This window comes from Myxococcales bacterium, from assembly GCA_016706225.1.
In the GTDB taxonomy this organism is placed as follows: domain Bacteria; phylum Myxococcota_A; class Polyangia; order Polyangiales; family Polyangiaceae; genus JADJKB01.
In genome coordinates this window covers 835,439-861,350 of the sequence record JADJKB010000005.1, presented here as the reverse complement: position 1 = coordinate 861,350, position 25,912 = coordinate 835,439, and the positions used below count along the sequence as shown (strand labels likewise).

Genomic DNA, 25,912 nt, shown 5'->3' with positions numbered 1-25,912 from the left:
CTCAGCTCGGCGCTGAGAGGCTTGGTGCGAAGGAGAGGACTTGAACCTCCATGGGAGTTACCCCGCTAGCACCTCAAGCTAGTGCGTCTGCCAGTTCCGCCACCTTCGCGGGTGTCCCGAGTACCAATCAAGTGGTGTTGAATGCCACTCGGGAGAGCGGGATCTAGCTCAGGGACAGGGTCGACGGCAACCCGTTTTCGCGCGAGGGCGACTTCCCGCAAGGAGACCTGCGTCGTGCCGTCAAGCACCCCCTCGCGAAGCGCTGTCTTGGGTTCTGAGGGCGACATGCCAGGACGCTGTGAGGGGTCCTCCACGTCCGTGACCGCCGCCGCATCGGCAGATCCGCTCGAGTTAGCCGCCCGCAGGGCGGCGAGCACGCTGGGGGTGGGCAGCAGCATCAACGTCCCGCCCGTCCCGCCCGCAGAGCGCTTGCACGAGGGCGTTGTTCAGAGGACCATGGAGGAACTCAGATGACCTATGCCGCGCACATCGTCAGGGACCCGGCGACCTGCGGCGGGCAGCCCGTCGTGAAGGGAACCCGCGTACTCGTGCGCACGGTTTTGGGGTATCTTGCGCACGGTGAAACAACTGAGGTCATCCTCCGAGATTTCCCATCACTCACCACGGATGATGTGCGTGCGGTGATTGCTTTTGCAGCGGCATCTGCCGCTGAAGATCTCCCAGCGCCTCCAGCGGTTCCCTCCGAGCCTCGCGTCGCTTGAAACTGAAACTGGACGAGAACCTCCCCGCAACTACCGTTCTCCGGCTGGTGGCGTTGGGATTCGATGTCGATACGGCGCGCGATGAGGGCCTCGGTGGACGCCCGGACGAGGCGGTCTGGGCAGCTGCTCAGGCCAATGGCCGTTTTCTGGTGACCCAGGACCTCGACTTCTCCGACGCGCGGCGCTTCGCGCCGGGCACACACTTTGGGCTGCTGTAGGTTCGCGTGCCAGATGACGAGCAGTGGCGTATTTCCGACCACCTGGTCGGGTGGTTTCGGACCCCGAAGCCAAAACTTGGGATGGCTGCCTGGTCGTCGCTTCGCCTCGCAAGGTGCGCGTCTCGCGACCCAAAGCCTGACGCGCGCAGACGGCGGGCGGGCATCTCCAAAATTACTCACGACTGCGGACCGCTCTCGGCTCGGCCGAACCTCGAGCCAGTGCGTCTGCCAGTTCCGCCACCGTCGCGAGGTGTCCCGGGTGGCAATCGGGTGAGATTGAGTGCCCCTGCCGCCACACCCGCACACCCCCACATGCCTTTCGGCTAATCTGTGCAGCCGATGGCGGAGCCCGACCCCTTCCGCGGAACCCAGTACCGCGCGACGCGACAGCTCGGTGCGGGCGGCATGGGTGAGGTGTACGAGGTCGAGCATGAGGTGGTGGGGCGGCTCATGGTGGCCAAGGTGCTCCGGCTCGAGCTCGCGAACGACGCGGGCATCGCGGATCGCATGCGGGTCGAAGCGCAGGCGCTGGGCGCGCTCTCTCACCGCAACATCGTCAGCGTGACGGACTTCGCCAGGACCGCCGATGGCCGGCCGTTCTACGTCATGGAGCATCTCGAGGGGTGCACACTCGGCGAGGACTACCGGAAACGCGGCGCTTACCCCGTCGACGAGGCGCTCGACGTGGTCCGACAGATCCTCGCGGGACTCGCTGCCGCGCATCAGCTGGGGCTCGTCCACCGGGACATCAAGCTCGACAACGTCTTTCTCCAGCAAACCTCGACCGGCGAACGCGTCGTCAAGCTGCTCGACTTCGGGGTGGCCAAGGTCATGGCTGACCGGGACGCGCGCGCGCCCGCGCCGCCGACGTTGCCCACCGCCGACGGCGCCATCGTGGGAACACCCCGCTACGTCAGCCCGGAGCAGGTGCTGGGAAAGAAGATCGATCATCGGGCCGACATCTACGCAACGGGCCTGGTGCTATTCACGCTCGTGTGCGGGCGCGGGCCCTTCGACCACGTTCGCCACCAGGACGACTTCTTCGTTGCACACCTCGGCGACGACCCGGGGGCGCCTTCGGACCTCGCAAATCAGTCGCTCCCGCACGAGCTCGACGCCGCGATCCTGCGGGCACTCCGCAAGAACCCGGCAGATCGCTTCCAGTCGGCGGCAGAGTTCTCCGCCGCGCTCACCGCCATCGTGAGCCGGCGTTCGGCAAATATTGGGTGGCTCGAGACGACGCCGAGCGCGAACGCGCAGCACGCGGTGGCTGCGCGTGGCCCCGAACAGCCCGCACCCGACGCAGGTGTCGACTCATCGCTCGCAAAGGAGAGCACCACTGCCCCGCTCGGCGCGCAGGCCTCGACCGCAACTCGCACGGAGGTCCTCGGGCCTGCGGAAGCTGGCGCGGCCGAGCCGGCGCTGCCCACACACACGGCGAGCGCGGCGCTTGAGCCTCGGCAGGTCCCAGCAGGAGCAACCGAGCCACCCAGAGCAGCCTCGAGCGGCGCCGCGCGGCTCACCTACCTGGGCGCTGGAGGGGTCGCCATCGTCGTCTCTGCGCTGGGGCTCTGGGCGACCGACGGGAGCTCGCTCCCGGTGCTCGCGGTCGTGGTCCTCGCAGCCGTCGCTTCAGGTGCCGTGACCGCTAGAATCGTCCAGCCGTTGTTGCGGTGATTGTCCACGCGCCGTCAGGGAGTATTCTCGGTCGCGCGAGCGACGGATGGGGACCCAGCGGCAGCACGAGTTCGGCGATGACCCCTTCCGGGCCGGACAAACGGTCGAGGGCCGATATCGAATCCTGCGCCGCCTGAACGCGGGCGGGGTCGGGGTGGTGTACGAGGCCGAGCACAGCTTCACCGGGCTCAGGGTCGCGCTCAAGGCGCTGCACAACCAAGCGGGCGACCACCCCGAGCGCATGCAGGCCGAGGCGCGAACGCTCGCCGAGATGCGCCACCCGAACATCGTGCAGGTGACGGACGGCGGCGTCACGGACGGTGTGGTCTGGTTCACCATGGAGCTCCTGCAGGGGGCTTCACTGCGAGAGGTCCTGCATCGCGAGGGCGCGCTCGACGTCGAACGCGCGCTGCGTTTTGGACTGCAGATTACCGAGGGAGTCGCGTGCGCACACGAGCAGGACGTGATCCACCGCGACCTCAAGCCAGAGAACGTGTTCGTGCTCCAGGACGACAGCATCAAGGTGCTGGACTTCGGTACGAGCAAGATCACGAACAAGCTGCGGCGCTCGGGAGCGATGAAGACGACGGATCGCTTCCGCCTGATCGGCACGCAGGCCTACATGCCACCGGAGCGCCTGAAGGCCGAGCGCACCGACGCACGCGCGGACATCTACGCCCTCGGACACATTCTCTACGAGATGATCGCCGGGCGGCACTGCTGGAGTGATGGCCCCGGCCCACTCGACCTGCCGGATGCGATCGAGCTGGGCATGCGCCAGATTTATGCGCCACCGGCCCGACTCAGCGAGCAGGTTCCGGGCCTCCCGAGGGAGGTCGAGCGCACGGTGTTGCGCGCGCTGTCGAAGGATCCGCGCCACCGGCAACAGTCGATGCGCGAGCTCGGCGCGGATCTCCAGAGTGCGCTGGCGGGATGCGCAGCGGCGGGGCCGATCCAGAAACCGCGACGCTCGAGCTCCTCGGGCGCAGCGGCGGTGAGCACGCCCGGTACGTCGTTCGAGACGAAGACCGAGGAGACCCGGGCGCCGTTCAGCACGCCGAGCGGACGCCCCCAGAGCACCACCCACATCGACGCGGCCTTGAGCTGCGGGGCGCTGCGATTTGCCAGCTCTTCGCCGGAGTTCTCGCACGTGGAACAGGGTCTCCGCGCCATCGCTGCGGCGGCGTCTGGCTCCGAGCTGGCGCGCGAGCTCTCGCTCGCCTCCGCCGAATGCGACGACCGCTCGCGGGCGCCGCTGCGCGCGGCGGTCGCTCGCATCGGCAGCGAGCGAGGCGACCTGCGTGAACGCCTCATCAGTCGCCTGGGTGCTTCACTGACCCAGCGCGCTCGAACCCGGACCAGTCCAGAGCGCACCGACATCGCCCTGGGTGCGGCTCTCTTGCTCGAACCCGGCACACGCTCGGACGCCGCGGAGTCCGCGCTCTTGAAGCTCGGCGCCGCCGACGGCGACATCCAGAGTTTTGCGCTGTCGATCTTGGTCGCGTTGGGTCGAACTCCATTGTCCATGCATCCCGCGCCACGAGGCGCCCTGCTCGCGCTGCTCCTCGGAGCGCCGGAGGACTCGGAGCTCGCGCACTCGGAGCTGGCCGCATTCGTCCTCGACGCTTCTTCGCTCGAGGACTCGACGCCGCCGCCCGTGATGCACGCGCCGCCCGTCGAGGTGCCCACACGGGGACAAAGCGTGGCCGAAGCCGCGGCGACGCCCACTCCTTCTGGAGTCGCGACCCCCAGACCCTCGCCGCCCGCTCTGCCTCCGGCTCTGCGGCCACCCGCGCCGGTGCGCATGGGGTGGGTGATCGCGATTGCAACGGTGTGCGCCACCTCGGTCGTCGGGATCGGCGCAGCGGTGCGCGCGCGCGCGCTCGGTTCCAATGCCTTGCCGACCCGATCCGCGAACACTGACGCGCCGACCGCATCGCAGAACCCTGAGCCGGCGGCCGCATCGGCGACCCCTGAACCGCCGGCCGCATTGCCCGCGCCCACGCACGAGCAGGGTGCGACTGCGCAATCCGCCGTCGGGGCAGCGTCCGCGGAGCCGCCCTCCGTCGAACCAAGCGCGCCGCGACCGCTCACCGCACCGCCCACCCCGCCCCTCGCCGCCTCCGGTCCGTCCCGGCGAGGCGACTCGAAGCCGCTGAAATTGCCTGGATCTGGGCTCTGAGCCATGGCTTGCCGAGAAATCACGCAACAGACCCGTCCGGGAACCGATGCCGCTGCCCAATGCTGGCGGACGTGGCAGAGCGCACGGAGGTGCGGCCGATCCCCCCAGGACTTGGCCGAATGTTGCATGGACGGTACGAATCGCCGGCCGTGCGGGTTGTGGTGCGTTCATCCGGGGAGGGTGTCATGAGCGCGGACTCGAAAGAGCCTCGCCTGCCTCCCGATTTGCGCGTGGACCTGCCTGCGTCAGAGCGCCGCGACACGCTGCGGGGAGTGGGTGAGCCGAGCGATCTGGTCGACCCTGGGAAGACCGACCCACGGCTGAGACAAGAGGAGTTCACGGTGCCGCCTCAGCTGTGGCGCCGGCCGCCGTCGGGGTGGTTCCGACAGTTTGCGAGGACGCCCGAGGTCGAGGCATCAACACGAGCGAGCGAGCAGCCCGAGAGCGTCGCCGAAGTGCGTCGAGCACGGCCGAAGCGATGGGTCCCGATCGCGCTGATCGTCGCCGCCATCGTCGGACTGTTCGCGGGCTGGCGTCTGCTCCAGCCCCCGGCCGCCGTGACGAGCCCGGCGGCAGTCGCTGCTACGGTGACGCCGATTGCCGCAACCGCCGTGGCGGAGCCCGTTGCGGCTCCGGTCGTTGCGACAGCCACGGCAACATCGACGGGCTCAGCGACCGCTACTGCACCTGGCGAGGAGGTCACTCAGCCGCCGAGGCCGAAGACTGTGCCGCTCGCCGTTCCATCATCGGCCCCGAATCCTCTGCCCGCGACGAGCACAAAAACTCCGAATGCCCCGGACCCGGATCGACCTTTCCTCTGAGCATCATCGCCATGCCGCTCCGCGCACTTCTGTGTCTGCTCGCCATTGCCTTCGCACTCTCGACGGCCTCGCCCGCGCACGCCGAGGCAACACCGGAGCAGCTGTTCAACGAGGGGCGCGCGGCGGTTCAGAAGAAGGACTGGGAACGCGCGCGGGGCTTGCTGGTGAAGTCGTGGGGGCTCAAGCAGAGCTTCGACACGGCCGCGCTGCTCGGGCAGAGCGAGCTCAAGCTGGCTCGGTACCGGGACGCCGCCGAACACCTGGATTTCGCGCTGCGGAACTTCCCGAATCAGGAGCCCACTGCAGACGCGAAGAAGCGCATCGAAGAGGGCGCGAGGACGGCGCGCTCGAAGGTGTTTGCATTGACGCTCGAGGTGAGCGTCGCGGGGGCGGAGCTCAGCATCGATTCCGTGGCGGCGGGGCGAGCGCCGCTCGGTGCCGAGATTTTTCTCGAGCCGGGGCGCCATGTCGTGGAGGCGAAGCTGGAGGGATACGAGCCGGGAAAGCGCGAGCTCGAGGCCGCGGCGGGGGAGGCGGATACACTTCGACTCGAGCTTGCCAAGTCAGCTGTTGCTCCGCTCGCATCGGCTCCGTCGAGCAAACCCGACACCGGCGCGGTCCCGGGCTCGGGCTCGGACAAGATGAGTGATGATCGGTCCAGCACGAAGACCGTGGTGCTCGTGACTGGCGCGGCGCTCACGCTGGTGTCGCTGGGGGTCGGCATCGGCTTTGGGCTGGACTCGCGATCATCAGCGAGCGATGCCGACGATCTGAGCCGCAAACTCGGCAAGAACGCCTGCGCCGGCGGGGCCAACGCCGCGGAGTGCGCGACGCTCGAGGACAGTCGCCAGCGAGCCAATCGGAACGCAACCATCGCCAGCGTTGGCTTCGTGGGCGCCGGCGTGTTGGGCGCCGCGACGGCGGTGGCGTGGCTCGCGTGGCCGAATGCAAGACCCAACGCTGCGCGAGCGGCGGGGCTCCAGATCACGCCGCTGCTCGGCGAGACGCATGGCGTCGTCGTGCGAGGCGGGTTCTGATTCGAGCGGGCAAGGAGAACACCATGCGCTTCACTTCATCGGCAACACTGACGTTTCTCGTGAGCCTCGGCAGCTTCCTGCCGCTCGGTTGCGGCACGGACGACTCGTGCGAGGGCACGAGCTCGTGCGGGAACAGCAGCGGGGGCGGAACAGCGGGAGCCGGCGGCGGCACGGGGGGCAGCAGCGCAAGCGGAGGCACCGGCGGCGGTGGAGGAACCGGCAACACCGGCGGAACGGCAGGCTCAGCAGGCAGCGGGGCGACCGGAGGCACCGGCGGCGTGGCGGGAAGCGACGGCGGCCAGTGTGATGCGAGCAAGGCGCCGGGCGAGGAGACGTGTGTCATCGACGAGCAGTACGGAGTGTTTGTTTCGCCGAAGGGCGACGACAGCGCCGGGGACGGCACCAAGACGAAACCCTACAAGTCGCTCAGCAAAGCTGTGAGCAACGCCGCGAGCGCGAAGAAGCGCGTGTATGCCTGTGACGATGGCGGTGGCTACACGGAGTCCGCGGCGCTCGATCTCTCCGCCCTGAACGGCTCGGGACTCTACGGCGGATTCGACTGCACGGCGTGGAGCTACTCGACCACATCGAAGGCAAAGCTCGCGGGCGCGAGCACGGCGGTGCGCGTCGATGCGGTGGCAACGAGTCTCACCATCGAAGATTTCGACGTCGCCGCCGCGGACGCGAGCACAGCGGGCGCCTCGAGCCTCGGCGTCTTCGTGACCTCCAGCACGAACCTCACCCTGCGCCGTGTGAAGATCACCGCCGGCAAGGGCATGGCCGGCACACCCGGCACGAACGGCGCAAACGGAGACGCAGGCGGCGCGCCAGGCGCAGCCCAGCAAGGCACGGGCGCGACCTGCTCGAGCGCACCCGCGACGCAGGTCGGAGGAGCGTGGGCGGCGGCGAGCGCGTGTGGCTCGCTGGGGGGGAAGGGCGGGAACGCGGAGAAAGCCGCCGCGGGCGGCAACGGCACGCCGGGCACGCCGCTGACGAATGTGACGCCGGCGAACGTCGACAACAAAGGCGGCGGCTCCGGGTCCCACCGAGCATCGGGGTCCCGGCCAACCGGGTTCCAGCGGCAACTCCTCCTCCCCCGGAACGGCAGCCGCCGCTTCCGGCACATTCACCGCGACCGGCTTCTCACCTGCCAACGGCAACGACGGCGCCGGTGACGGTTTCCCCGGTCAAGGCGGCGGAGGCGGCGGTGCGAGCGCGGCCACGGGCCTGCCGACGTGCATCGGTGCGTCTGGAGGCGCGGGCGGCATGGGCGGGTGCGGCGGGAAGAAGGCCACCGGCGGCGGCGGAGGCGGCGCGAGCGTCGCGCTCTTCGTGTGGCAGAGCACGGCGACGCTGGACAGCGTCGAGCTCGTCTCGCAGAAGGCCGGCGATGGCGGCAAGGGGGGCAACGGTGGCGGCGGCGGCAACGGCGGCGCGGGCGCGCCGGGTGGCGCGAACACGACGGGGATTGGCCAGGCCGGCGATGGCGGTAAGGGCGGCACCGGCGGCGACGGCGGCTCCGGCTCCGGCGGCACCGGCGGCGCGAGCGTCGCGCTCGTGTGGAACGGCACCGCTCCAATCAAGCTCGGCACAGTGACGCTCACGGCGGGCACTGCGGGGCTGAAGGGTGCGGGCGGCTCGGTCGGCGGAGTCGGCGCCAACCCTGCGCCCGCGGGCAGCGATGGCGCGAGCGCGCAAGAGTACGAGCAGAAGTGATGCGCACACGAATCGGGGGCCTGTCAGTGAAACGCGGCGCCACCCCTCCCGCGGCCGCCCGCAGCGCACAGCGCGAGGACGGACGCTTGGGAGGGGCAGCGCGCGCAGCCGCCCGCAGGGCGGCGAGCACGCTGGGGGTGGGCAGCAGCGCGTGGTTCGGAGACCCCGGATGACGTGCGCGCAGTGATTGCGTCTGCTGCGCGGTCTGCCGGCACGCGCGATGAGAACTCGGCGGATGACCGGCCGGCGACGCTGCGAGTCTTGCGACCCAGAACCTGACGCGGTCAGACGGCCGACGGTCTTGAAGATGTCTCCGCGTGCACGGCATCGAGACGAGCCGCCGGGAATGGACGCACCTGCAACCAAGGCCAGACAACGTCCGCGCCGTGCGGCGTAGGCACGACGCGGCGCGCTCGCGCTGTTACTCTCGCAGGATGGCCTTCCCGAAGCTGTCCCGAGGCCAGGTGCTCGGGACCGACTTCAAGATCGAACGCCTGATCGGCGTCGGTGGGATGGGAGCGGTGTATCGCGCGCTGCAGATGAGCACCGGGCGCACGCGCGCGCTGAAGCTGATGAGAGTCGAGTTCGCCAACGATCCGAAGCTCCGACAACGCTTCGCGGAGGAGGCGATGTTCGGGGCGCGCATCAAGAGCGATCACGTGGTGGAGGTGGTCGCCGCGGGCATCGATGCCGAGACGGGATTTCCCTGGTTGGCCATGGAGTACCTCGAAGGGGAGGACCTGGCGGCGCGTCTGTCCGCCCGAGGTCCGTGCTCGCCGCGCGAGGCGTCGACCGTTCTCAAACAAGCGTGCCACGCGCTCGGCGCGGCCCACGCCGTCAGCATCGTGCACCGCGATCTCAAACCCGCGAACATCTTCCTGGCCAAGACCGCCCGCGCGGATGCCCACTTCACGGTGAAGATCCTCGATTTCGGCTTGGCAAAAGCCGTGGCGGATACGACCTCACTGACTGAACCGCTCGGCACTCTGTTCTACATGGCCCCGGAGCAACTGCGGAGCGGCAGCGTCTCGCCAGCCACCGACGTGTGGGCACTGGGACTTTGCGCCTTCGAATTGCTCACGGGGAGACGCTACTGGCTGTGCGCGCATCGACACTTCGGGATCTCGGAGCTCACGACCGAGATCGGAACGGGCATCAGCACGCCGGCCACCGAACGCGCCGCGCGACTCGGGTTCTTGGGTTCGCTGCCGGATGGGTTCGATAACTGGCTGGCGCGTGCTTGTGCGCTCGAGCCGAGCCAGCGTTTTCCCGACGCGGCAACGGCATTCGCGGCGCTCCAGCCCCTGCTTCGGCGCGCCTACACGGCAGAGCGGCGCGAGCGCCGGGCACGTACGCGGGCTCCCGATGCGCCGCGAGTCCCGGACGGCGGTCGCAGGTCGACCTCGACGACAGGTGCTCTCGTCTTGGTGCTCGGCGGCGTTGCTGCGTTGCTGGGGCTGTTCCTGTTCGCAGCAATGTTCTACCTCGCCTTGCTGAGCCAGGAGGCCCCGCGGTCCGACACGACTCAGCTCACGCCCAGCAACCCGGGCGCAAACAGCGACTCCGACGAACCCAAGACAGAGTGGACTTCCGTCCCACCCGCTCCCGCGCCCGCCGCCGACGATTCGCCGCCCCCGGCCACCAGCGTCGAGGAAGCACCTCGCAACGGTGGGCCCGGCTTTCTCACCGTCATGTGTGTTCCGGGCTGCGATTCGGTGACGGCCGGCGGCCGCAATCTCGGCCCCTCACCCATCATCCGTGCCGCGCTACCCCCAGGGCCTCACGGCGTGCGTCTGCGGCGCAGTTCCACCAAAAAGAGCTTTGCAGTCACCATCGTCTCGGGACAGACCACCGCCCGCCGAGTTCAGATGGACTGAGGCCGCATTCGCCCGAGGGCGCGAATCAGCCTCGCCCGAGTAGCCCCCGCAAGACCTCGACCACCTCGCTCATCTCGAACGGCTTCCGAACCCAGACTCGAATTTCATCCGCGACCGCCTCGGGTACCCCCGTTGGCGAACCGCTGATCAGGATCACGGGCACATCGCCGACGCGCGCGCGGAGCCGCGCGAGGGCAGCCTTGGGGTCGTCCGCGATCGGGGAGAGATCGAACAGCGCTGCGGAGACGCCCGACAGGATGTCGAACGAGTCGAGCTCGGCTCCGCTCGTGATCGAGACCACCGTGGCGCCGCGCGTCTCGAGGCTCAGCTCGATCAGGCCGAGCACGGCCGGATCGTCTTCGAGCACCAAGATGCGGGTCCCCTCGAGCCGCGTCGCGACCGTCGGGTGGCGCGCGCCGCTCTTCTTCTCACCGCGAGGCCACGACAGCTCGAAACATGCACCCGGGCCCGGCCTGACCAGGCCGAGGGCGCCACCCCGCTCCCGCGCGACCTCGGCCGAGTGCCGAAGCCCGATGCCGTGACCCCCGGGACGCGTCGAGTCCGGCGCCGAGAACAACGTCTGCGCGCGTTCGGCGTCGATGCCGGGACCCTCGTCGACGACGCGAAAGACGATCACGCCAGGCCCCTCGTTGAGCTCGAGCGTGACGCTGCCGCCAGCAGGCGAAAACGCCACGGCGTTCAGGAGCAGGTTGAGCAGGATGCGCGCTACCGCGTCCGCATCGGTCACCCAGTCGTCGAGGCCCGTGCGGGTCTCGAGCCGCAGTCCGACCGCCTTCTGCGTCGCAGCCGGCGTCACACCGAGCACCGCCGCGCGGGCGAGACTGGCGGCGCTGCGCTCGATCTCCAGGATGGCGTCGCTGCTGCCGATCGCACGCCGCGCCATGCCATGCCCGAGCTGGGCGTAGCTGCGGGCGATCTCCAGCGCGTCGCGAGCCGGGCCCTCCTCTGCTCGCGACTCCGCGATTTCGAGCCAACCGAGCACCACCGTGAGTGCGTTGCCCACCTCGTGCAGGGCGGCAGCCAGATCACCGGCCGGGGGCGTGGCCCCGGAGGCTTGGGGAGTGGCTTCGCTCACAGGTGCGAGCGGCGAACGTTTCACACTCCGAAGCGTATTACGTGCGGGCGGCGGGAACCAGCTTCGGGACGGCGCACGGCACAAAGCCCGGACGCGCGCCCACGCTCAGTTGAGGTGCGACGGCAGGAGCAGGCGGAACTTGCCCGTCGCGTCCGCCCGCGCTTCCGCGATCTGGACCACCGATTTGGCCCCCGCGCGGTCACCCGTGTACCCGGCCGAGTTCAAGTAGATGAACGCGCGGATCAGCGTGCCCGGAACCGGCGTGGGGGTCTCCGCGCCCGGCACGGTGATGAGGCCGGTGTAGATCACCGGCAGCGGCAGCTGCGTCGGCCCGAGATCGTGAACGCCGCTCTGCACCTCGACGTTCGGGCGAACCAGCCAGGCGAAGCCGGTCCCCTCCGCAGGACGGATCGAGAAGTCGAAGATCCCCGGATCGGCCTCGAGCGAATACTGACCGTTCGCGCCCACGATGCCGGACGAGGCCTTGGGCGCAAATGGCAGGGCGCTGACGGCAATCTCGAGCGGAGTGGCCAAGACCGGCGAGGCAATCGCCTGAACCGTCGCACCTGCGGCGGCCTCGTCGCCGCTCGGAACGAGCACGCTGCCGCCGACATCGGACACCAGCTCGAGCGTCAGGCTCTTACCGCCCTGCTTGGGCTGTCCCGATGCCACCGTGAGCTTGGCCTTCGTGGTCGCAAAACCGCTGTTTGCCGGCGGCGCGACGTAGACGTCGTACTCACCGGGCAAGAGCTGGACGTCAGTCGCCACGCCGTTCTGGACCTCGACGGTCTTCTCGAAGAACGCCAGCCCATTTTGACTCACGTTGCCGCCGCTCGAGAAATCGAGCTTGGTCGACACAAAACGCGCGGCCGCAACCTGCTCGAAGGGGCTGCCGTTGGTGCCGAACAAGCTGATCTGATCGAGCACGACCGCCTCCGGCCAGAGCTGTTTCTGCGCTTCGATCTTGGCTTTGCCGGGGGTGAACAGCTCGAGCGCGGCGCGCTCGAGCACCAGCGTGGGTTTGTCCTCACCGGTGGGCGGCCGCAAGCGAACCAGCTCCTTGCCGACTCCTGCGCCGACCCCGACCGCCTCGGCGTACTCGACCTCTGCGACGTAGTGCTGGTTGTCCGCGTCCGTGGGGTCCGCAACGAGGGTGAGCAGCGCCGGCGCGGAGAGCACACGACCGGTGCCGGGATCGATGACGTCGATCTTCCAGCCGACCAGCGGCGTCTTCTCCTGCGTGGTCACCGCGATCGACGGCAAGAGTACCTCGATCTCGAGCAGCTTCGGAGCCTGCAACGGGATCGGCAGCTCGACGTCCCCCGCCTCGACCTTGATGCCGTGCACCAGCTGCGGGACCACGGTGCAGGACTGGGCGTTGATGTCTTCCGAGTCGGTCGGAGGCTCGACGTAGACGTCGTACTCGTCGGGGGGCAGCCAAGCCTCGAACTCGAACTGCTCGGTCTTGGTGTTGAAGCTGGTCTTGGCGGTGAAGTGTTGCGACGGCAGCCCGAGGATGGTGGTGGTCGAGGTGAAGGTGACCTTGACCGGCGGCGTCGAGCTCTTGTTGGTCGCGCCGTACGCAACCGAACAGCTGCCCTGGTAATCGGCTTTCTGCGGTTGCACGGTGCCGGTGACCTTGCTCACGACGCCGAGGGCAAGGTCGAGCGGGCCACCGCTACCGGCAACGTCTTCGGCGACGAGGAAGGACAGACCGCCGTAACGATCGGCGTCCGCCGGGGGAGTCACCTCGAAGAGCACCGTAGCAAACTGACCCTCCTTCGCGTGGCACAACCCCAGCGTCGTGTCACACGCGCCATCGCCACAGTCGGTATCGGCGGTGCAATGGTTGGTCGGCGGCTTGAGCGAGCTGTCCTCGAGCGCGTCGACGGAGCAGCCCGCCGCGAGCGTGGACAGAACGAGAGCCAAGAAGAGGCGCATCAGTTGGCTCCTCCTTGCACCGGGCACTCGCTCATCGTGTTCGTGCCGTCGTCGTCGACGTTGATCCACCACGACAGGATGGCAGTGTCAGCCGAGAGTATCGGAGCGTTCTTCTCGTTGAGATTGCCGCGGTGAGTGACCACCAGGCTCACGGCATGGCAACCCTGGGTCACGATGTTGTTTGCGGGGATGTCGATGGTGCGCTCGTCCTCGAACTTGCCGGGGGCCAGCTGGCGGAACCCGAGCAGGGTCTGTCGACCGACCACGAGGTAGTCGAGATAGAGCTGCGCCACGAGCTCGTCGCCGGCGTCCTCGGCGCGCACGGGCACGTTCACCGCCAGGGTCTGACCCGACGTCAGGTCATAGCGGTAGAGCACGCTGGGCTTGGCCTGGGTCGCATCCAGGAAGGGCGGCGTCTGCTTCGCCACGCCGTATTCGGCCGGATCCGAGACGATGCAGGCGACGGCGACGGGGACCACGAGGCCCACGAGTAGCGATAGGCGTGCCAAAAGGCGAATCAGCCGACTTCGTCCGCTTCGGTGGGATCCCCCCGAAGGCGGGTGTGACAACGGTGTCGCGCTCGAGAGCCGCCGGGGCATTGCACCGCTACCTTAGCTCAGACGCCGCCGGCAGGCCGCGTCCCCCGCGGAGATTGCCAGCGGGCCGCGGCGTACTCGGAGCTGGTGGCCAGCCGGACCAGATCGGCGATGGCGGGTTGCTCGCCAACGAGCTTCGAGAGGGTGGCCGGCGCCTCGAGCGCCTGGAGCGGGAGGCCCTCCTGGCGGCAGGTCTGGCGGAGCGCCGCTCCGAGGTCCCCGGACACGAAGAGCCCACCGCGGCGCGCGGCCCGGCGCGCGTTGTCCATGGCCGTCTCGTAGTCGATGCCGGTGGGCTCGTGGCAGATCTCCCGCAGGCGCCGCTGGGCGCGAGCCGGGATGCGTTCCCAGAGCACCTCCGCCAACGCGGCGGCGCTAGCCAATTCCCCCTTCTGTTCCTCCGGTGGCCCGAACGCGAGCAGCATGCTCTTCAAGATTGACCGCGCCTGTTCCTCACTGCTCCCGAACAAGAGCACGTGCTCCGGCAGGGTCGCGACCAACATTGCGCCGAGGTGGTAGCTGAGCTCGGGAGTCTCGCGCGTGACCTCACCCCCGACGATGACGGCCGGAGGATTCAAGAGCGCGACCCCCAGCGACACCGCACCCATGGTGCGCCGCTCGAACAGCGGTGTGCGGGTCAGTCCGAGGACGCGAGCCGCGGCGGCGTAGCTGCGCCCGAGCGGGGACGGGGCGTTCAGCGGCAGACGCGCCGAGCCTGCGACTCCGTAGGTCGACGGGTCGCGGCGAAAGACGTGGCTCGCTCCCTCCCAGACCAGTGAAAGCGCCTCACACACCGGACTCGTGAGCTCACGCAGGAGCAGCGAGCGCAAACGCGCCGGATCTTCCGGCTGCTCCGCCAGGCTCGGCGGCAGAGCAGGCTCGACGCTCGGATCGAAGAGCGCGAGGGCGTGCTCGACGGCGCGCGCGTACACGTGGTTCTTGTCGGCCAGGGCCGCCACGTAGAGCTGTCGCAAGAGCTCGCGATCCCCCGGAGCGATGCCGACCATGCGGCGGCAGACCGCGACCAGATCGTAGCTGCGGCTGCGGCGGTTCTCGAGCTGGCGGACCAGCTCGAAGCCCGCGTCGAGGGAACCCTTCGCGAGGCGGTCCACCAGATCGGCCTCCATGGGACTAGCGGCGGGGAAGGTGCCAGACATGCGCCGCAAGGACGGCGGCATGTCGACCTTGGCGGACACTTCCGACAGAGGCGCTGACTCCGAGCCCTTGTCCATGATGACCGGCTCGACGTTCATCGCCGCCGGGCGAGCGCTCCTTGGCGGGGGCGCCGGCTGCACGCTCGGCGACTTGGCCAGCTGCTCCGAGTACGAGCGGGGAGCCGCGACGTGCTCCGGCGGCGCGGTCGAGTGATACGTCGTGCTCGGACGCGCCGATGCACGGGTGAGCGGCGGCGGTTCTGAACGACGCACCGGCGGCACAGGCGGCGGTGGAGGGGGCTCCGAGTCTCTCGGGCCGGGAAAGAGTTCGGAGTCGCCCGCCAAGACCGGCTCTGCCTTCGGCAGTCCCGGCTCGGTGTCGGTGCGGCGAACCAAGGGCGCTTCACGTCGCACGCTCGTGCGCTCACGGGCAATCTCCCGTGCGAGCTCCTCGGAGCGAAGCTGCCCGCCGAGCGCGACGGCGGCGTCGTGGGTCATGGGTTCCGCCGCCGCGATGGCGACAAAACCTTGCGCCCGCACCAGATCGCCCGCCTCCCGAGCGGCGTCCGCGGCCACGATGGCAACGCGTCCCCGGTGGCGGACCCCGCGCAGATCTCCAGCCAGGGCGACGTCGAACAACGACAGCGATTGGGTGTGCTCCCCGCCTTCGGTCAGCCGCTCGGCGATGCCTAGCGCAATCAGCGGCACCGTGCCGAGCTCGGCGGAGACCTTCATCAGCTCGCGCATGCCTGCGCCGGTTCCCACCGCGCTGTCGAGAGCCTCGGAAATCAGAAAACAGCGGAGCTCGGCCTGCTCCGGCGTGAGAGGGCCGTTGATGCCACGCAGCGCCGCGACGACCAGGCGTGCGTGTTCGCGGGTCGTCGGTCCGCGAACGCGATACTCGAGGTGACGCGCGAGGATTTGAGGCTCGGCCATGGCGGGCGCGAGCTGAGCCGCGCGCTCCGCGACGGCCAGCGCGTCTTCACGGTCTCCCGCGAGGTCGTGCGCACGCGCCGCCGCGACCAGGAGCGCCACGTGGCGTGCTTTGTCTCCGCTCCGGTCGCCGGCCAGCTCTTCGAGCGCCTGCGCCAGCTCGCGGGAGTCGCCGCTCTTCTGTTCGACCTCGACCCGCAGCTCGAGCAGCTCGGTGGAGTGCGCCCAGGCCTCCATGCCATCGAGCACCCGCCGCGCCGATTCGACATCGCCGCCAGCGAGGAAAGCTCGACACGCTCGGTGCAGGAGGTCGGCGGACTCACTCTTGTCGGGCGTGACCGCACCGGCGCGCATCCAGAGCGGGGCCGCGCGCAACGCCCCCCCGAGTCGCTCGTGCAGATCGGCCAACACCCTGAGGACCGCGAGGTGATCCCCGGTCGCGGCGAGCAGGGCCTCGAGCTCGTTGCGCGCTTCGTCCGCCCGCCCGAGGCGCTCTTCGAGCAGCGTGGCGCGCCGCAGTCGAATGCGCCGCACGTCGTCCACTCGCTGCGCGAGCGTCGCGCGTTGCGCCAGGAGGGCGGCGGCGCGCTCGAAGTCCCCGCGTTTTTCCGCTGCGCGTTCGAGCGCAGCCAGCGCGTCGACGTCGCTCGGCTCGAGCGCGAGCAGCTCGTCGAAGCGCGCCGTGGCGCCCGCCTCGTCCCCTTGCTCTTCCAGGAGCGGGGCGAGCTCGCGGAGTACCTTCGCGCGCGCCCGCGGCGCTACCAGTTCGACCAAGGCACTGAGCGCCGCTGCCCGGCGCTGGCCGTCGCGTGCTTGAGCGGCGAGCGCGGCCATGTCCTCGAGCAAGCCTGGATCCCGCGGCAGGCTGCGCAGGGTGTCCTCCAAGACGACCAGCGCGCGCTCGAGCTTGCCGCGCGTCGCGAGCAGCGCAGCCAGGTCCTGCGCGACGCGAGCGAGAGCTGCCCCACTGAGCTCACTCATGCCCAGCTCGTCCTCGAGCAGCCGCTCGAGTTTGTCGTGGTTGCCAACCTGCCCGTAGAGCTCGCGCAACCGCAAGCGCGCACGCCGTCGATCTTCGAGCTTGGCCGCGGCATCGTGCTCGATGCGCTCGAAGGCCTCGATGGCCAACATCGGATCGCCGCTCGCTTCTGCCTGGGCGGCGGCCAGCATCAGCCCACCCACGCGCTCCGACGTGGGAACGGCGCTGGCGATCCGGCCGAGCAGCGAGGCGTCACCCGTCAACTGCGCCGCGAGGGCCGCACGGCGCGCCAGCTCGAGGTCGTCCGGATCCCGCTCCGCGGCCGCGACCATCAGCTGACCGGCGCTCGCTCCGTCCTCCAGCGCCCGCGCAACCTGCGCTGCCAGCTCCAGCAGATGTCGCCCGACGTTACTGTATTTGTCCGCGGCCGCATCGCGCACCCGTGCGACGAAGGCCTGGGCGGGCTCGACCTCGGCCGCGAGCTGCGTGGCTCGATCCGACAGATCTGCGAACCACCCCACGTCCGGATCGGCCTCGACTGCGCGGGAGAGGGCCGCGAGCGCCGGGCGCGTCAGGCCCAAATCGAGGGCGACCCGCGCCGCAGACACGGCAGTCCGGGCGCCCTCGGGGCCTTCGAGGCGCGGCAGCAGCACCTCCAGCGAGTGCTCGACGCGCATCGCACCAATCTCGCGATAGTCGGGGGAGAGTTGAGCGAGCTCGGCAATCGCGGAGCCGAGGGCCAGCAAGAGCGCCGGCTCGGGGTGCACCGAGAGCGCCCGCAAGAGCACGTCGACGCGGAGCCGAAGGCTCTCTTCGTCCTTGCCGCCGAAGGCTGCGGCGCGCTTCAGCCAACCCGCGCGTTGTGCGGCCTCCGCCGTGGTCTCCGCGACCTGGGTCAGCGCGCGGACGACCTCGGCGCCGCGCCCCGTGCGCTCGGCGAGCCGCCCCATGAGCACGAACGTGACGCCCTCCGCAGGGACCGCGCGGAAGGCCCGCACCGCGTGGTCGAGCGCGCGCCCTGCGTCACCACGACGTTCGAACTGCCTGGCGGCGCGGTAGTGAACCGCGCGCTCCCCGTAGCTGCCGAGGGCGGCGCCGGAGAGCTTCACGTACAAAGCCTCGAGCGTGTCGAGATCTTCGGGGCCAGCCGCACGCTCGGCGACCGCCAGCACGTCGGCGTGTCTGGCATCGAGATTGAGCGCCTCCACCGCGATGCCGAGCGCAGCTTGAGTCTCACCGGCGGCGAGGGCGACGTTCGCAGCGACGCCCAAGAGGCGCGCAGCGTCCCGCGGGTGCGACTGACCGCGGGCAAAACGCTGCAGATGTTTCAGCGCCTCCGAGTACCCAGCAAAAGACACGAGATCCCGCGCCAGGCGCGCGATGCCGTGGACCGGATCGAGCTCCGCGGCCCGCTGCCACGCGGCCACGGCACCCTCCGCATCGCCAGCGAGATCCCAACGCGCCGCGCCCAGCTCGCGGTAGGCGCGGCCGCGCGACTCCGCATCGGCGCCCGAGGCGCGGGCCAACGCTTCTGCGCGGGCCGTCAACAGCGAAAGCTCGCCGTCGGAGCTGCGGGCCGGCGGGGCGTCCCCGAGCGCGGTCAGCACCTGGTCGGCGCTCGCCCCATCGAGCATCGCCCGCGACAACGCGCGCGCGACACCGTCCGCGTCTCCCACCACGCGCCGGCGAGACGCAACCTCGAACAGGCGCTCGACGCGCTCGGCGTTCTCTCCACCCACGGCCAGGGTGCGTTCGAGGAGCGCGAGCGCGAGCCCCGGTTCGTTGGCCGCGTCGGCGACGGCGAGCACCGTCTGGCGCAACTCTTCGGACCGGGGACCGAGCACCTCGAGGGCACGCCGCGCCATGGCCGTGCCGCGTGAGACGTCGAGCTCTGCGAGGCGCAACAACGCCGCTGAGAGCGCGGGTGCCAGATCCGACAATGGCTGCGGCTGACTGAGCAGCCAGGACAGAGTGTCGCTGATGCGCTGGGCGTCACCGGACTCGGTGACGCGGCCGAGCAGCGTACGAATTGCCCGGGGATCTCCCGGCCGAAGCGCGAGCCAGCGCTGGGTCCAGACCAGCGAGAGCAGTGGATCTCCCAGCGTCTCGTGGGCAACGGCCAGCGCCTCGCAGAGCTGGACGCGGGGCACGATGAACCCCATGGCTCGCTCGAGGGCCTCGGCGACCGATCGATCCGGCGGTCGCGACATGGCGATGGTCGCGAGCACACCAACCGGTCGGGCCTGCGAGGGGTCGACGCGGCTTGCTTGCTCGGCGCTCTCGTGCGCCGCCTGGAGATCTCCGCTTGCGAAGAACGCTTCCGCGGCCACCGCCAAGAGCACCGCGCGGAGGGACGACGACAGTGGCGCAGACACACGCACCAGCGCCTGGGCCCAAATTCGGTCCTCCCCGCGGCGAGAGGCGAGCACGAGCGCCATCGCAGCGGCGGCCGCGTGGCTCCCGACGGCGCCGAGCAGTGGAGTGAGGACGGTCAGCGCACCGATCTCGTCGCCCCGCGCTCTCCGCTCCTTGGCCAACGCCAGGGCCAACCGCTCGTGGTCCGCCCCCGGCTCACGCCGGAGCGCCGCTTCCAGGACCGAGAGCAGGTCGTCTTCGCGGCCACCGCGCAGCAGAACGCGCTCGAGCGTGCGTTGGTACGAGCGCCGGTCGCCGGGAAGCGCGACCAACTCCTTCAATGCCGTGATGTACTCGTCGACGCGATCGGGTCGCATGCGCAAGAGCGCCGCGAGCTCCACCAGCTTGCCCTCCCGGTCGCCGTCGCTCGCGAGCTCGGCTGTGAGGGCGGCAATGCGCGCGTCCTCTTCCCGCGCAGCCGGGCCAAAGCGCTCGAGGAGTTCCTGCAGCTGTGAGTCGGCGTTGGACTTCAACGCTTCGGTCGCAGCGAAGACCGCGAGCCCCGGCGCGTCGAGGCTGGTCCGCGCCAGCTCCGCGAGATCGACGAGGGCGGTGGCCCGATCCGAGCCGCCGCGCTCGACGATGCGGAGGAGCGCACTCACCATCGGCGCAGCGTCCCCGGTCGAGCCGAGCTCGTTCAAGAGCGCAGCGCGCGCGGCGGCGTCGCTCGGGTCCAGGACCAGAACCTCGATCCAGGCATCGATGGCCCGCTCGGGGGACGCCAGCGCGCCGCCGTACAGGCGCGCGAGCGCGGTGTGGGTCTCGAGCATTTCGCCGGCGGTCTGCCCGGAAGCTGCGAGAGTCAGGCGCGCCGCGTGAATTTCGTGGAGGCCCACTCGCTCCGCCAGACCGTCGAAGCTCAGGCCGCGAGCCGGACTCGAGCCGAGGGTGTCGATTTCACCGTCGAGGCGGGCGTCGAAGGCTGCGCCGAGCGCCCGCGGCAAGTCGTCGGCAGCCAGCGCCTCGCGCAGCCGACGCAGGTGCACCGCACGGCCCCGGTCACCACTCGCCCGGGCGTGCTCGCGCAACACCTCGTCGAGCGCGCCAACCCGCCCACGCACTGCCAGCGCGCCGGCGAGACGCTCTGCCGGTGATGGCTCCCCCGGGGCCATCTCGAAAGCGCGCAGCAGATCTTCGAACGCGCCAGCCCGATCGCCGGCCGCTTCGCGTCGGCGAAACCCTTCGAGGTAACCCTCGGCGGCCCGCTCCGCAGGAACCGCTTCCGGTTGCCACGCACCGATCCCGGCCTGCAACTCCGGCGCGGCGGCGTCGGCGGGATCTTCCCGCGCCGCGTCGAACAGCGCGTCCGCGGCGCCGGCTGCATCCCCGGCGCGCCCGAGCAGCACACCAATGCGCGTGAGGATGCGCGCCGCCGGTTGACCCGAGAGGTCGGCGACCAGCGGCCGCAGCGTAGCGGCGGCCAACCCTGGCTCGCCGAGCGCGGCAAACCAACCCGAGAGCTCCTCGCGCAGCGCCGCGTCGTGTCCGAGCAACAGCGCGCGGCGCGCCAGCTTGGTCGCGGTGTCCAGCTCGGTGCCGCGCATCACGAGCGCCCGCGCGAGTGAGGTCGCGGCAGCCCGCTCCCCCTCGGTGTCACCGGCGGCGGCGCAGCTCTCGATGCGGGCAGCCAGGTGGGCGAGCTCTGCCCGCGGGCCGGTGCGGCGCGAAACCGGAGAGTCGGCCAGCTGGATCTCGAACGTCAGTGACGCAGCGGAGCGGGGACCCTCCTGGGCAGAGGTCCACTCCGGAGGCCGCAGGGTCGTTCGTCCAACCGCGCCGCCGCCAGGCGAAGAACCGTTGTCGGAAGGTGTGGTCATGCCCGCCGGAAGCCCTGCGTCGAGGACACTATCACTACCCCGATAACTCGCGTTTTCCGAGTCGGAATCCTCGTCCTTGGACGATCTGCCGGGCAAAAGCGTGCTTGTCCCGGGAACTGCTCTGGGTCTAGCCTCTCTTCTGTCGTGCCGGCCGACCCGGCGCGTCGGAGGCACGCACATGGCACGCAGGATTTCCGCTCCGTATTCGAAGGCCCTCGCGCTCGTCCTGGCAGGGTCACTCGCCAGCACAGCTGCCCTCCCCATGGCGTACGCGCAGGGGAAGGTCTCGGCTGCCGAACAGAAGAAGCGGGACTCCGCGCGCAAGGCCTACCAAGAGGGCGAGAAGGCCTACAACGCCGGCAAGTTCGCCGATGCGTACACCGGCTTTTCCAAGGCCAACGAGATCCTGCCCTCGCCTCACGCCGAGTACTGGATGTCGATGGCCCTCGACAAGCAGGGCAAGAACGAGGACGCAGCCGCTGCCTTCGAGAAACTGCTGGGGCACGCGAACGTCAGCAAGCTGGGCGACGAGAAGATCAGCCAGGTGAAGGCGCGGTTGGCTGAGCTCAAGGGTGGGCAGACCGGCGAGGTCAGCATCGGCACCACTCCCGCGGGCGCCTCGGTCAGCGTGGACGGCGCAGCCCAGGCCGGTGAGACGCCGATGATGCTCAAGCTCAAGCCCGGCTCTCACACAATCACCATCACCAATCCCGGCTACGAGAAGCAGGAGATGACCATCGAGGTCACCGCCGGCCAGAAGACGGACAAGAACATCGAGCTCACGGCCGCCGATCTCGGCCCGGCCCCGGCTCCCGCGCCCGTGGACGCGCCGACACCGCCGGAAACTGCAGAGCCCGCACCCGCGGCCCAGCCAAAGAGCAAGGTCCCGGCCTACGTCACCCTCGGCATCGCCGGCGCCAGCACGATTGTCGGCGCATTTTCGGGGTGAAGGCCCTGGGCGCAAAGAGTGACTTCAACGACGACCCGACGACGGACAACGCCGACAAGGTGGAGCGCAACGCACTGATCGCGGACATGGCCTTCGGCGTGGCGATCACGCTGGGTGTGACCGGCATCGTGCTCCTCACCAGTGGGGACTCCGAGCCCGCCAAGGAGAAGTCCGCCAAGAATCTGCCGAAGAAGGCGCGCTTCAACCTCGCACCCTACGCAACGCCAACCGGCGGCGGCGCAGCCGCGCGGTTCACGTTCTGAGCACGAGCCACCTCGCAAATCGCTGAAGCATCCGCGGTTTCGGCGGCTGGGGCCGGCCGGATCCGAAGCGCTCGACCGTCTCCGCGGCCCCGAGCGAGGGGCTCGTCGCTCGGGGGATGCAACCGTTCGGCTTGCTCGCTCGTATGCTCGACGATGAGAGCAGGCCCTTTCGTAGTCTCGATCCTGGCGTTATGCGTTTCCGGAGGCTGCATGTCGAAGCAAACCAATGATCCCGAGCGGGTCGCGGCCCAGTCCCCCGCCACTGCCAGCAACAAGAACCCAACGAGCGAACGCGAGGTCGCCGTGCTGGCCGGAGGGTGTTTCTGGGGCATGGAAGAGATCCTGCGCAAAGTGCCGGGGGTGCTCGACACGGAGGTCGGTTACGCCGGCGGCACGACCCAAAGCCCGAGCTACGAGGTAGTGAAGACCGGAACGACGGGGCACGCCGAGTCGGTGCGCATCACCTTCGACCCCAGCAAATTGAGCTACGAAGAGCTGCTCGAGAAGTGGTTCTTCCGCATGCACGATCCCACCACCAAGAACCGCCAGGGCAACGACGTCGGCACCCAGTACCGCTCCGCAATCTTCGTCTCGTCGCCGGAGCAGCGCCGCGTCGCCGAGATGGTCAAGCAGCGCATCGACAAGAGCGGCAAGTGGAAGTCCCCCGTCGTCACCGAGATCGTCGAGGCGGGACCGTTCACGTTGGCCGAGGGGTACCACCAGGATTACCTCGAGAAGAACCCCGGCGGTTACACCTGTCACTGGATGCGAGACTGAGGGCTGAGCGCCTGCGCTGAGCCCCGCGCGTGACTTCGGCTCAGCGCGGGGACCGGCCCTCGGCGCGAGTGATCAACGTGAGCAGCTCGCGCCGCTCCTCTAGATCGCGCCCTTGGCCCAGTCCGCTCTCGGCGAGCTGCCGCGCGCTCTCGAACGTGGCGCTGCCTTTGTGCGGCGAGTCTCGCAGCAACATGCCGAACGAGGCCACCGCTGCGGCGAAGCGGAAATCGGGGCTCGCAGCCCCAAGCGCCGCGCCCTGATCCGTGACCGGCACCTCGAGCAGCTTGCTGCTGTCACTCTCAGGCAGCTTGTAGCGCAGCTTGACGGTGAAGAGCTCTCCGCTCGTCGCTGCCTCGGCGACGGGCGCGGGCTTCTGATACTTGAGCCCGTCGACCTCCGCGCCCGGCACCAATCCGCCCGCAGGAATGAGCTCGTACAGCGCGGTCACCGTGTGCCCGGCTCCGATCTCACCAGCGTCCTTGCTGTCGTCGTTGAAATCGGAGTGAGCGAGCACGCGATTCTCGTAACCGATCAGTCGGAAGGCCTCGACCTTGCGCGGGTTGAACTCGAGCTGGAGCTTCACGTCCTTGGCGACCGTGACCAGCGTGCCCGTAGCCTCCCGCACCAGCACCTTCCTGGCTTCGCCCTCGTTGTCGATGTAGGCGTAGTTGCCGTTGCCCTTGTCGGCCAGCTTCTCGAGCATCGAGTCGTTGTAGTTGCCGTCACCGAAACCGAGCACACTCAGGAACACTCCAGCCTTGGCCTTGGCCTGGATCAGATCGATGAGCGCACTCTGGCTGGTCGTGCCCACGTTGAAGTCGCCGTCCGTGGCCAGCAGCACTCGGTTCACGCCGCCCTGGGCAAAACTCTGCGCCGCCGCCGAGTAGGCCAGCTCGATGCCCTGTCCGCCGTTGGTCGAGCCGCCCGCTTCCAGGCGCTCGAGCGCACCCAGAATTTCGCGCTTCCGATCCCCCGAGGTCGGTGGCAGCACCATGCCTGAAGCGCCGGCGTAGACCACGATCGAGACGTGGTCCCGCTCGTCGAGCTGCTCCACCAAGAGCGAGAACGCCTGCTTCAAGAGCGGCAGTTTGTTCGGGTCGTTCATCGACCCCGACACATCGACCAAGAACACCAGGTTCGACGCCGGGCGCGCCCGCATCGCGAGGGACCTGGCCTTGAGCCCGATGCGCACCAGTCGGTGGGCGCTGGCCCATGGCGCCGCGCTGACCTCGGTCGTGACGCCGAAGGGCGCGCCCGCGCTCGGCTCGGGGTACGCGTACGAGAAGTAGTTGATCATCTCCTCGATGCGCACCGCCCCGCGCGGCGGGCGGCTCCCATTCGTGAGAAAGCGCCGCACCAGGGCGTACGCGGCGGTGTCGACGTCGATGGAAAAGGTCGAGCGTGGATCGACGCCGACCCGCACGAACGGGTTGTCGAGCACCGCGTCGTACTGCTCGGTGTGTTTGCCGCGTTCGCCGTTGGGGACCTCGGGCATCAGCGTGCCCGCCGTCCCAGCCGGAACCTCCCGCCGCTCCTCGTCCGCCATCAACCGTCCACGCGCCGAGAGCGGCGACGGGCTCATGTCCGTCGCTTTCGATTTTTCGTTGGTGCGCATCGGGCTCCGCAGGCTGAAGACCCCGAACGCGAGCGCGAACGGCAGCGCGGCTGCGACGGCGAAGATCCAGGCCCGGCGCCGGCGCGGGCGGATCTTGGCCACCTTCGTCGGTTCTTGCGGCGGCACGGCTTCCGGAAGCGGCTCACTCGGGTCAGCGCCCTTGGAGCCTTCCGCGAGCGTGCGCTCGATGCGCGCTCGCGCTGCCTCGCCCAGCCCAGACACCGGCGCCTGAGCCAGCCCTTGCCGGAGCAGCTCCGCGGTCTCGACGATGGCGTCCAGCTCGGCGCGCGCCCCGGGGCTTGCCTCGAGCTCCGCTAGAAAAGTGCTCAGGTCTTCAGCCTCGAGCTCGCCGAGGGCGTAGGCGGTGAGACGCGGGTCGTTGGGTTCCAGGCTCATGACACGCTCCTTTTGCTCACCAACAAGACTCCCGCCGCGTCACCCAGCTCCTCGCGGAGGATCTTGATGGCCGTGTGCAGGATGAACCCGACGTTGGACGCGGAGAGCTCCATCACCTCGGCGATCTCCTTGTAACGAAGCCCCGCCGAGAACTTCAGGATCACGACCTGTCGATCGCGTTCGGTCAACCGCTCGAGCGCGCGCTCCACGCGGCTCATCGACTCTTGCCGCTCGACACGCGCGGCGGGTCCACTGTCTGGGCTCTGCATTCCGTCATCCTCCTCGAGCGCCGCGAGCCGACCGCGTTCGCGGACGACGTCGATGGCGCGGCGTTTACACACCGTGAAGAGCCACGCAGACAGGTGACCTTCCACCTGACCGCGGTCCGCTCGGTACAACTCGAGGAACGTGTCCTGCACGACGTCAGCGGCGTGACCGGAGCCGACGAGTCCGCTCGCGAAGCGGAGCAGCGGGCCTTCGAAGTGGGTCAGTGCGGCGAGCACCCACTCGCGCTGCCCCGGTTCCGATGTGTCCGCCGATTCCGTCATGCTGGTTATCGGGCTTTCCGTTCCTCAGACAGACAACGGGGCCGGCTCGCTTGTCTTAGAAAAAAAATTGAAGACCAGGAAAACCCGCGAAAAATCCCTGAGACGAGGGTCGGCCGAGGGCGGTCCGACTGCCCGCTGCTCGCACCCGCCGAGGCGCTCGCCGCAGCGGCGCCCGGACTTCCC

At 69.4% G+C, this 25,912-nt stretch carries 18 protein-coding genes and 1 tRNA gene; 12 read left to right on the top strand and 7 right to left on the bottom strand.

Annotation, left to right across the window (positions count from 1 at the left end):
• Positions 1–22: 22 nt before the first annotated feature.
• Positions 23–109: transfer RNA gene (locus tag IPI67_11490), tRNA-Leu, on the bottom strand.
• A 361-nt stretch (positions 110–470) separates the two neighbouring features.
• Here IPI67_11490 and IPI67_11485 point away from each other — a divergent pair.
• From IPI67_11485 to IPI67_11445, 9 genes are all read left to right on the top strand, one after another.
• Positions 471–722 (top strand): DUF433 domain-containing protein, encoded by a 252-nt coding sequence (locus tag IPI67_11485; GenBank protein MBK7580818.1) that lies wholly within the window; start codon positions 471–473, stop codon positions 720–722.
• Positions 719–940: a DUF5615 family PIN-like protein gene (locus IPI67_11480; GenBank protein ID MBK7580817.1), complete on the top strand. Its 222-nt coding sequence runs from the start codon at positions 719–721 to the stop codon at positions 938–940. Before IPI67_11485 ends, IPI67_11480 begins: the two co-directional genes overlap by 4 nt.
• A gap of 339 nt (positions 941–1,279) precedes the next feature.
• Positions 1,280–2,617 (top strand): serine/threonine protein kinase, encoded by a 1,338-nt coding sequence (locus IPI67_11475; GenBank protein MBK7580816.1) that lies wholly within the window; start codon positions 1,280–1,282, stop codon positions 2,615–2,617.
• Positions 2,618–2,663: 46 nt separating this feature from the next.
• Complete coding sequence (locus tag IPI67_11470) at positions 2,664–4,799, top strand: serine/threonine protein kinase (GenBank protein MBK7580815.1); 2,136 nt, start codon at positions 2,664–2,666, stop codon at positions 4,797–4,799.
• 185 nt (positions 4,800–4,984) lie between these two features.
• Positions 4,985–5,620, top strand: coding sequence for a hypothetical protein (locus IPI67_11465; GenBank protein MBK7580814.1), 636 nt, complete (start codon positions 4,985–4,987; stop codon positions 5,618–5,620).
• A gap of 11 nt (positions 5,621–5,631) precedes the next feature.
• Positions 5,632–6,657, top strand: a complete 1,026-nt coding sequence (locus tag IPI67_11460; GenBank protein ID MBK7580813.1) for a PEGA domain-containing protein — start codon at positions 5,632–5,634, stop codon at positions 6,655–6,657.
• A 23-nt stretch (positions 6,658–6,680) separates the two neighbouring features.
• A complete protein-coding gene (locus IPI67_11455) occupies positions 6,681–7,832 on the top strand; it encodes a hypothetical protein (protein MBK7580812.1) in 1,152 nt (383 codons plus the stop codon).
• Between the two features lie 91 nt (positions 7,833–7,923).
• Complete coding sequence (locus IPI67_11450) at positions 7,924–8,373, top strand: hypothetical protein (protein ID MBK7580811.1); 450 nt, start codon at positions 7,924–7,926, stop codon at positions 8,371–8,373.
• A 434-nt stretch (positions 8,374–8,807) separates the two neighbouring features.
• Entirely contained in the window at positions 8,808–10,250 is a 1,443-nt protein-coding gene (locus IPI67_11445) for a serine/threonine protein kinase (protein MBK7580810.1), read from the top strand.
• Positions 10,251–10,275: 25 nt separating this feature from the next.
• Here IPI67_11445 and IPI67_11440 read toward each other — a convergent pair whose 3' ends face one another.
• The 4 genes from IPI67_11440 to IPI67_11425 form a co-directional block, all read right to left on the bottom strand.
• Positions 10,276–11,370, bottom strand: coding sequence for a hybrid sensor histidine kinase/response regulator (locus IPI67_11440; GenBank protein MBK7580809.1), 1,095 nt, complete (start codon positions 11,368–11,370; stop codon positions 10,276–10,278).
• Positions 11,371–11,451: 81 nt separating this feature from the next.
• Positions 11,452–13,287: a hypothetical protein gene (locus tag IPI67_11435; protein ID MBK7580808.1), complete on the bottom strand. Its 1,836-nt coding sequence runs from the start codon at positions 13,285–13,287 to the stop codon at positions 11,452–11,454.
• Positions 13,287–13,766 (bottom strand): hypothetical protein, encoded by a 480-nt coding sequence (locus IPI67_11430; GenBank protein MBK7580807.1) that lies wholly within the window; start codon positions 13,764–13,766, stop codon positions 13,287–13,289. The genes IPI67_11435 and IPI67_11430 overlap by 1 nt, the downstream gene beginning before the upstream one ends.
• Before the next feature lie 137 nt (positions 13,767–13,903).
• The gene (locus tag IPI67_11425; protein ID MBK7580806.1) at positions 13,904–21,181 is read right to left on the bottom strand and encodes a hypothetical protein; all 7,278 of its coding nucleotides are present in this window, start codon (positions 21,179–21,181) and stop codon (positions 13,904–13,906) included.
• Between the two features lie 178 nt (positions 21,182–21,359).
• On the opposite strand from IPI67_11425, the gene IPI67_11420 reads away from it, so the two are divergent.
• The 3 genes from IPI67_11420 (at position 21,360) to msrA (ending at position 23,170) form a co-directional block, all read left to right on the top strand.
• A complete protein-coding gene (locus IPI67_11420; protein ID MBK7580805.1) occupies positions 21,360–22,130 on the top strand; it encodes a PEGA domain-containing protein in 771 nt (256 codons plus the stop codon).
• Positions 22,127–22,393, top strand: a complete 267-nt coding sequence (locus IPI67_11415; protein MBK7580804.1) for a hypothetical protein — start codon at positions 22,127–22,129, stop codon at positions 22,391–22,393. The genes IPI67_11420 and IPI67_11415 overlap by 4 nt, the downstream gene beginning before the upstream one ends.
• Positions 22,394–22,603: 210 nt before the next feature.
• Entirely contained in the window at positions 22,604–23,170 is a 567-nt protein-coding gene (msrA, locus tag IPI67_11410) for a peptide-methionine (S)-S-oxide reductase MsrA (GenBank protein ID MBK7580803.1), read from the top strand.
• Positions 23,171–23,210: 40 nt separating this feature from the next.
• Here msrA and IPI67_11405 read toward each other — a convergent pair whose 3' ends face one another.
• Complete coding sequence (locus IPI67_11405) at positions 23,211–24,785, bottom strand: VWA domain-containing protein (GenBank protein ID MBK7580802.1); 1,575 nt, start codon at positions 24,783–24,785, stop codon at positions 23,211–23,213.
• A 392-nt stretch (positions 24,786–25,177) separates the two neighbouring features.
• Positions 25,178–25,729 carry a sigma-70 family RNA polymerase sigma factor gene (locus IPI67_11400; GenBank protein ID MBK7580801.1) on the bottom strand — a complete coding sequence of 184 codons (552 nt, stop codon included), beginning with the start codon at positions 25,727–25,729 and terminating at the stop codon, positions 25,178–25,180.
• Positions 25,730–25,912: the final 183 nt, after the last annotated feature.

Excerpts from the sequence above, each read along its gene's own strand:
- IPI67_11435 (MBK7580808.1), bottom strand. The coding sequence starts at position 13,287 with ATGCGCCTCTTCTTGGCTCTCGTTCTGTCCACGCTCGCGGCGGGCTGC.
- IPI67_11470 (MBK7580815.1), top strand. The coding sequence starts at position 2,664 with ATGGGGACCCAGCGGCAGCACGAGTTCGGCGATGACCCCTTCCGGGCC.
- IPI67_11420 (MBK7580805.1), top strand. The coding sequence starts at position 21,360 with ATGGCACGCAGGATTTCCGCTCCGTATTCGAAGGCCCTCGCGCTCGTC.
- IPI67_11405 (MBK7580802.1), bottom strand. The coding sequence starts at position 24,785 with ATGCGCACCAACGAAAAATCGAAAGCGACGGACATGAGCCCGTCGCCG.
- IPI67_11450 (MBK7580811.1), top strand. The coding sequence starts at position 7,924 with ATGGGCGGGTGCGGCGGGAAGAAGGCCACCGGCGGCGGCGGAGGCGGC.
- IPI67_11400 (MBK7580801.1), bottom strand. The coding sequence starts at position 25,729 with ATGACGGAATCGGCGGACACATCGGAACCGGGGCAGCGCGAGTGGGTG.
- IPI67_11425 (MBK7580806.1), bottom strand. The coding sequence starts at position 21,181 with ATGACCACACCTTCCGACAACGGTTCTTCGCCTGGCGGCGGCGCGGTT.
- msrA (MBK7580803.1), top strand. The coding sequence starts at position 22,604 with ATGTCGAAGCAAACCAATGATCCCGAGCGGGTCGCGGCCCAGTCCCCC.
- IPI67_11475 (MBK7580816.1), top strand. The coding sequence starts at position 1,280 with ATGGCGGAGCCCGACCCCTTCCGCGGAACCCAGTACCGCGCGACGCGA.
- IPI67_11455 (MBK7580812.1), top strand. The coding sequence starts at position 6,681 with ATGCGCTTCACTTCATCGGCAACACTGACGTTTCTCGTGAGCCTCGGC.
- IPI67_11485 (MBK7580818.1), top strand. The coding sequence starts at position 471 with ATGACCTATGCCGCGCACATCGTCAGGGACCCGGCGACCTGCGGCGGG.
- IPI67_11445 (MBK7580810.1), top strand. The coding sequence starts at position 8,808 with ATGGCCTTCCCGAAGCTGTCCCGAGGCCAGGTGCTCGGGACCGACTTC.
- IPI67_11460 (MBK7580813.1), top strand. The coding sequence starts at position 5,632 with ATGCCGCTCCGCGCACTTCTGTGTCTGCTCGCCATTGCCTTCGCACTC.
- IPI67_11465 (MBK7580814.1), top strand. The coding sequence starts at position 4,985 with ATGAGCGCGGACTCGAAAGAGCCTCGCCTGCCTCCCGATTTGCGCGTG.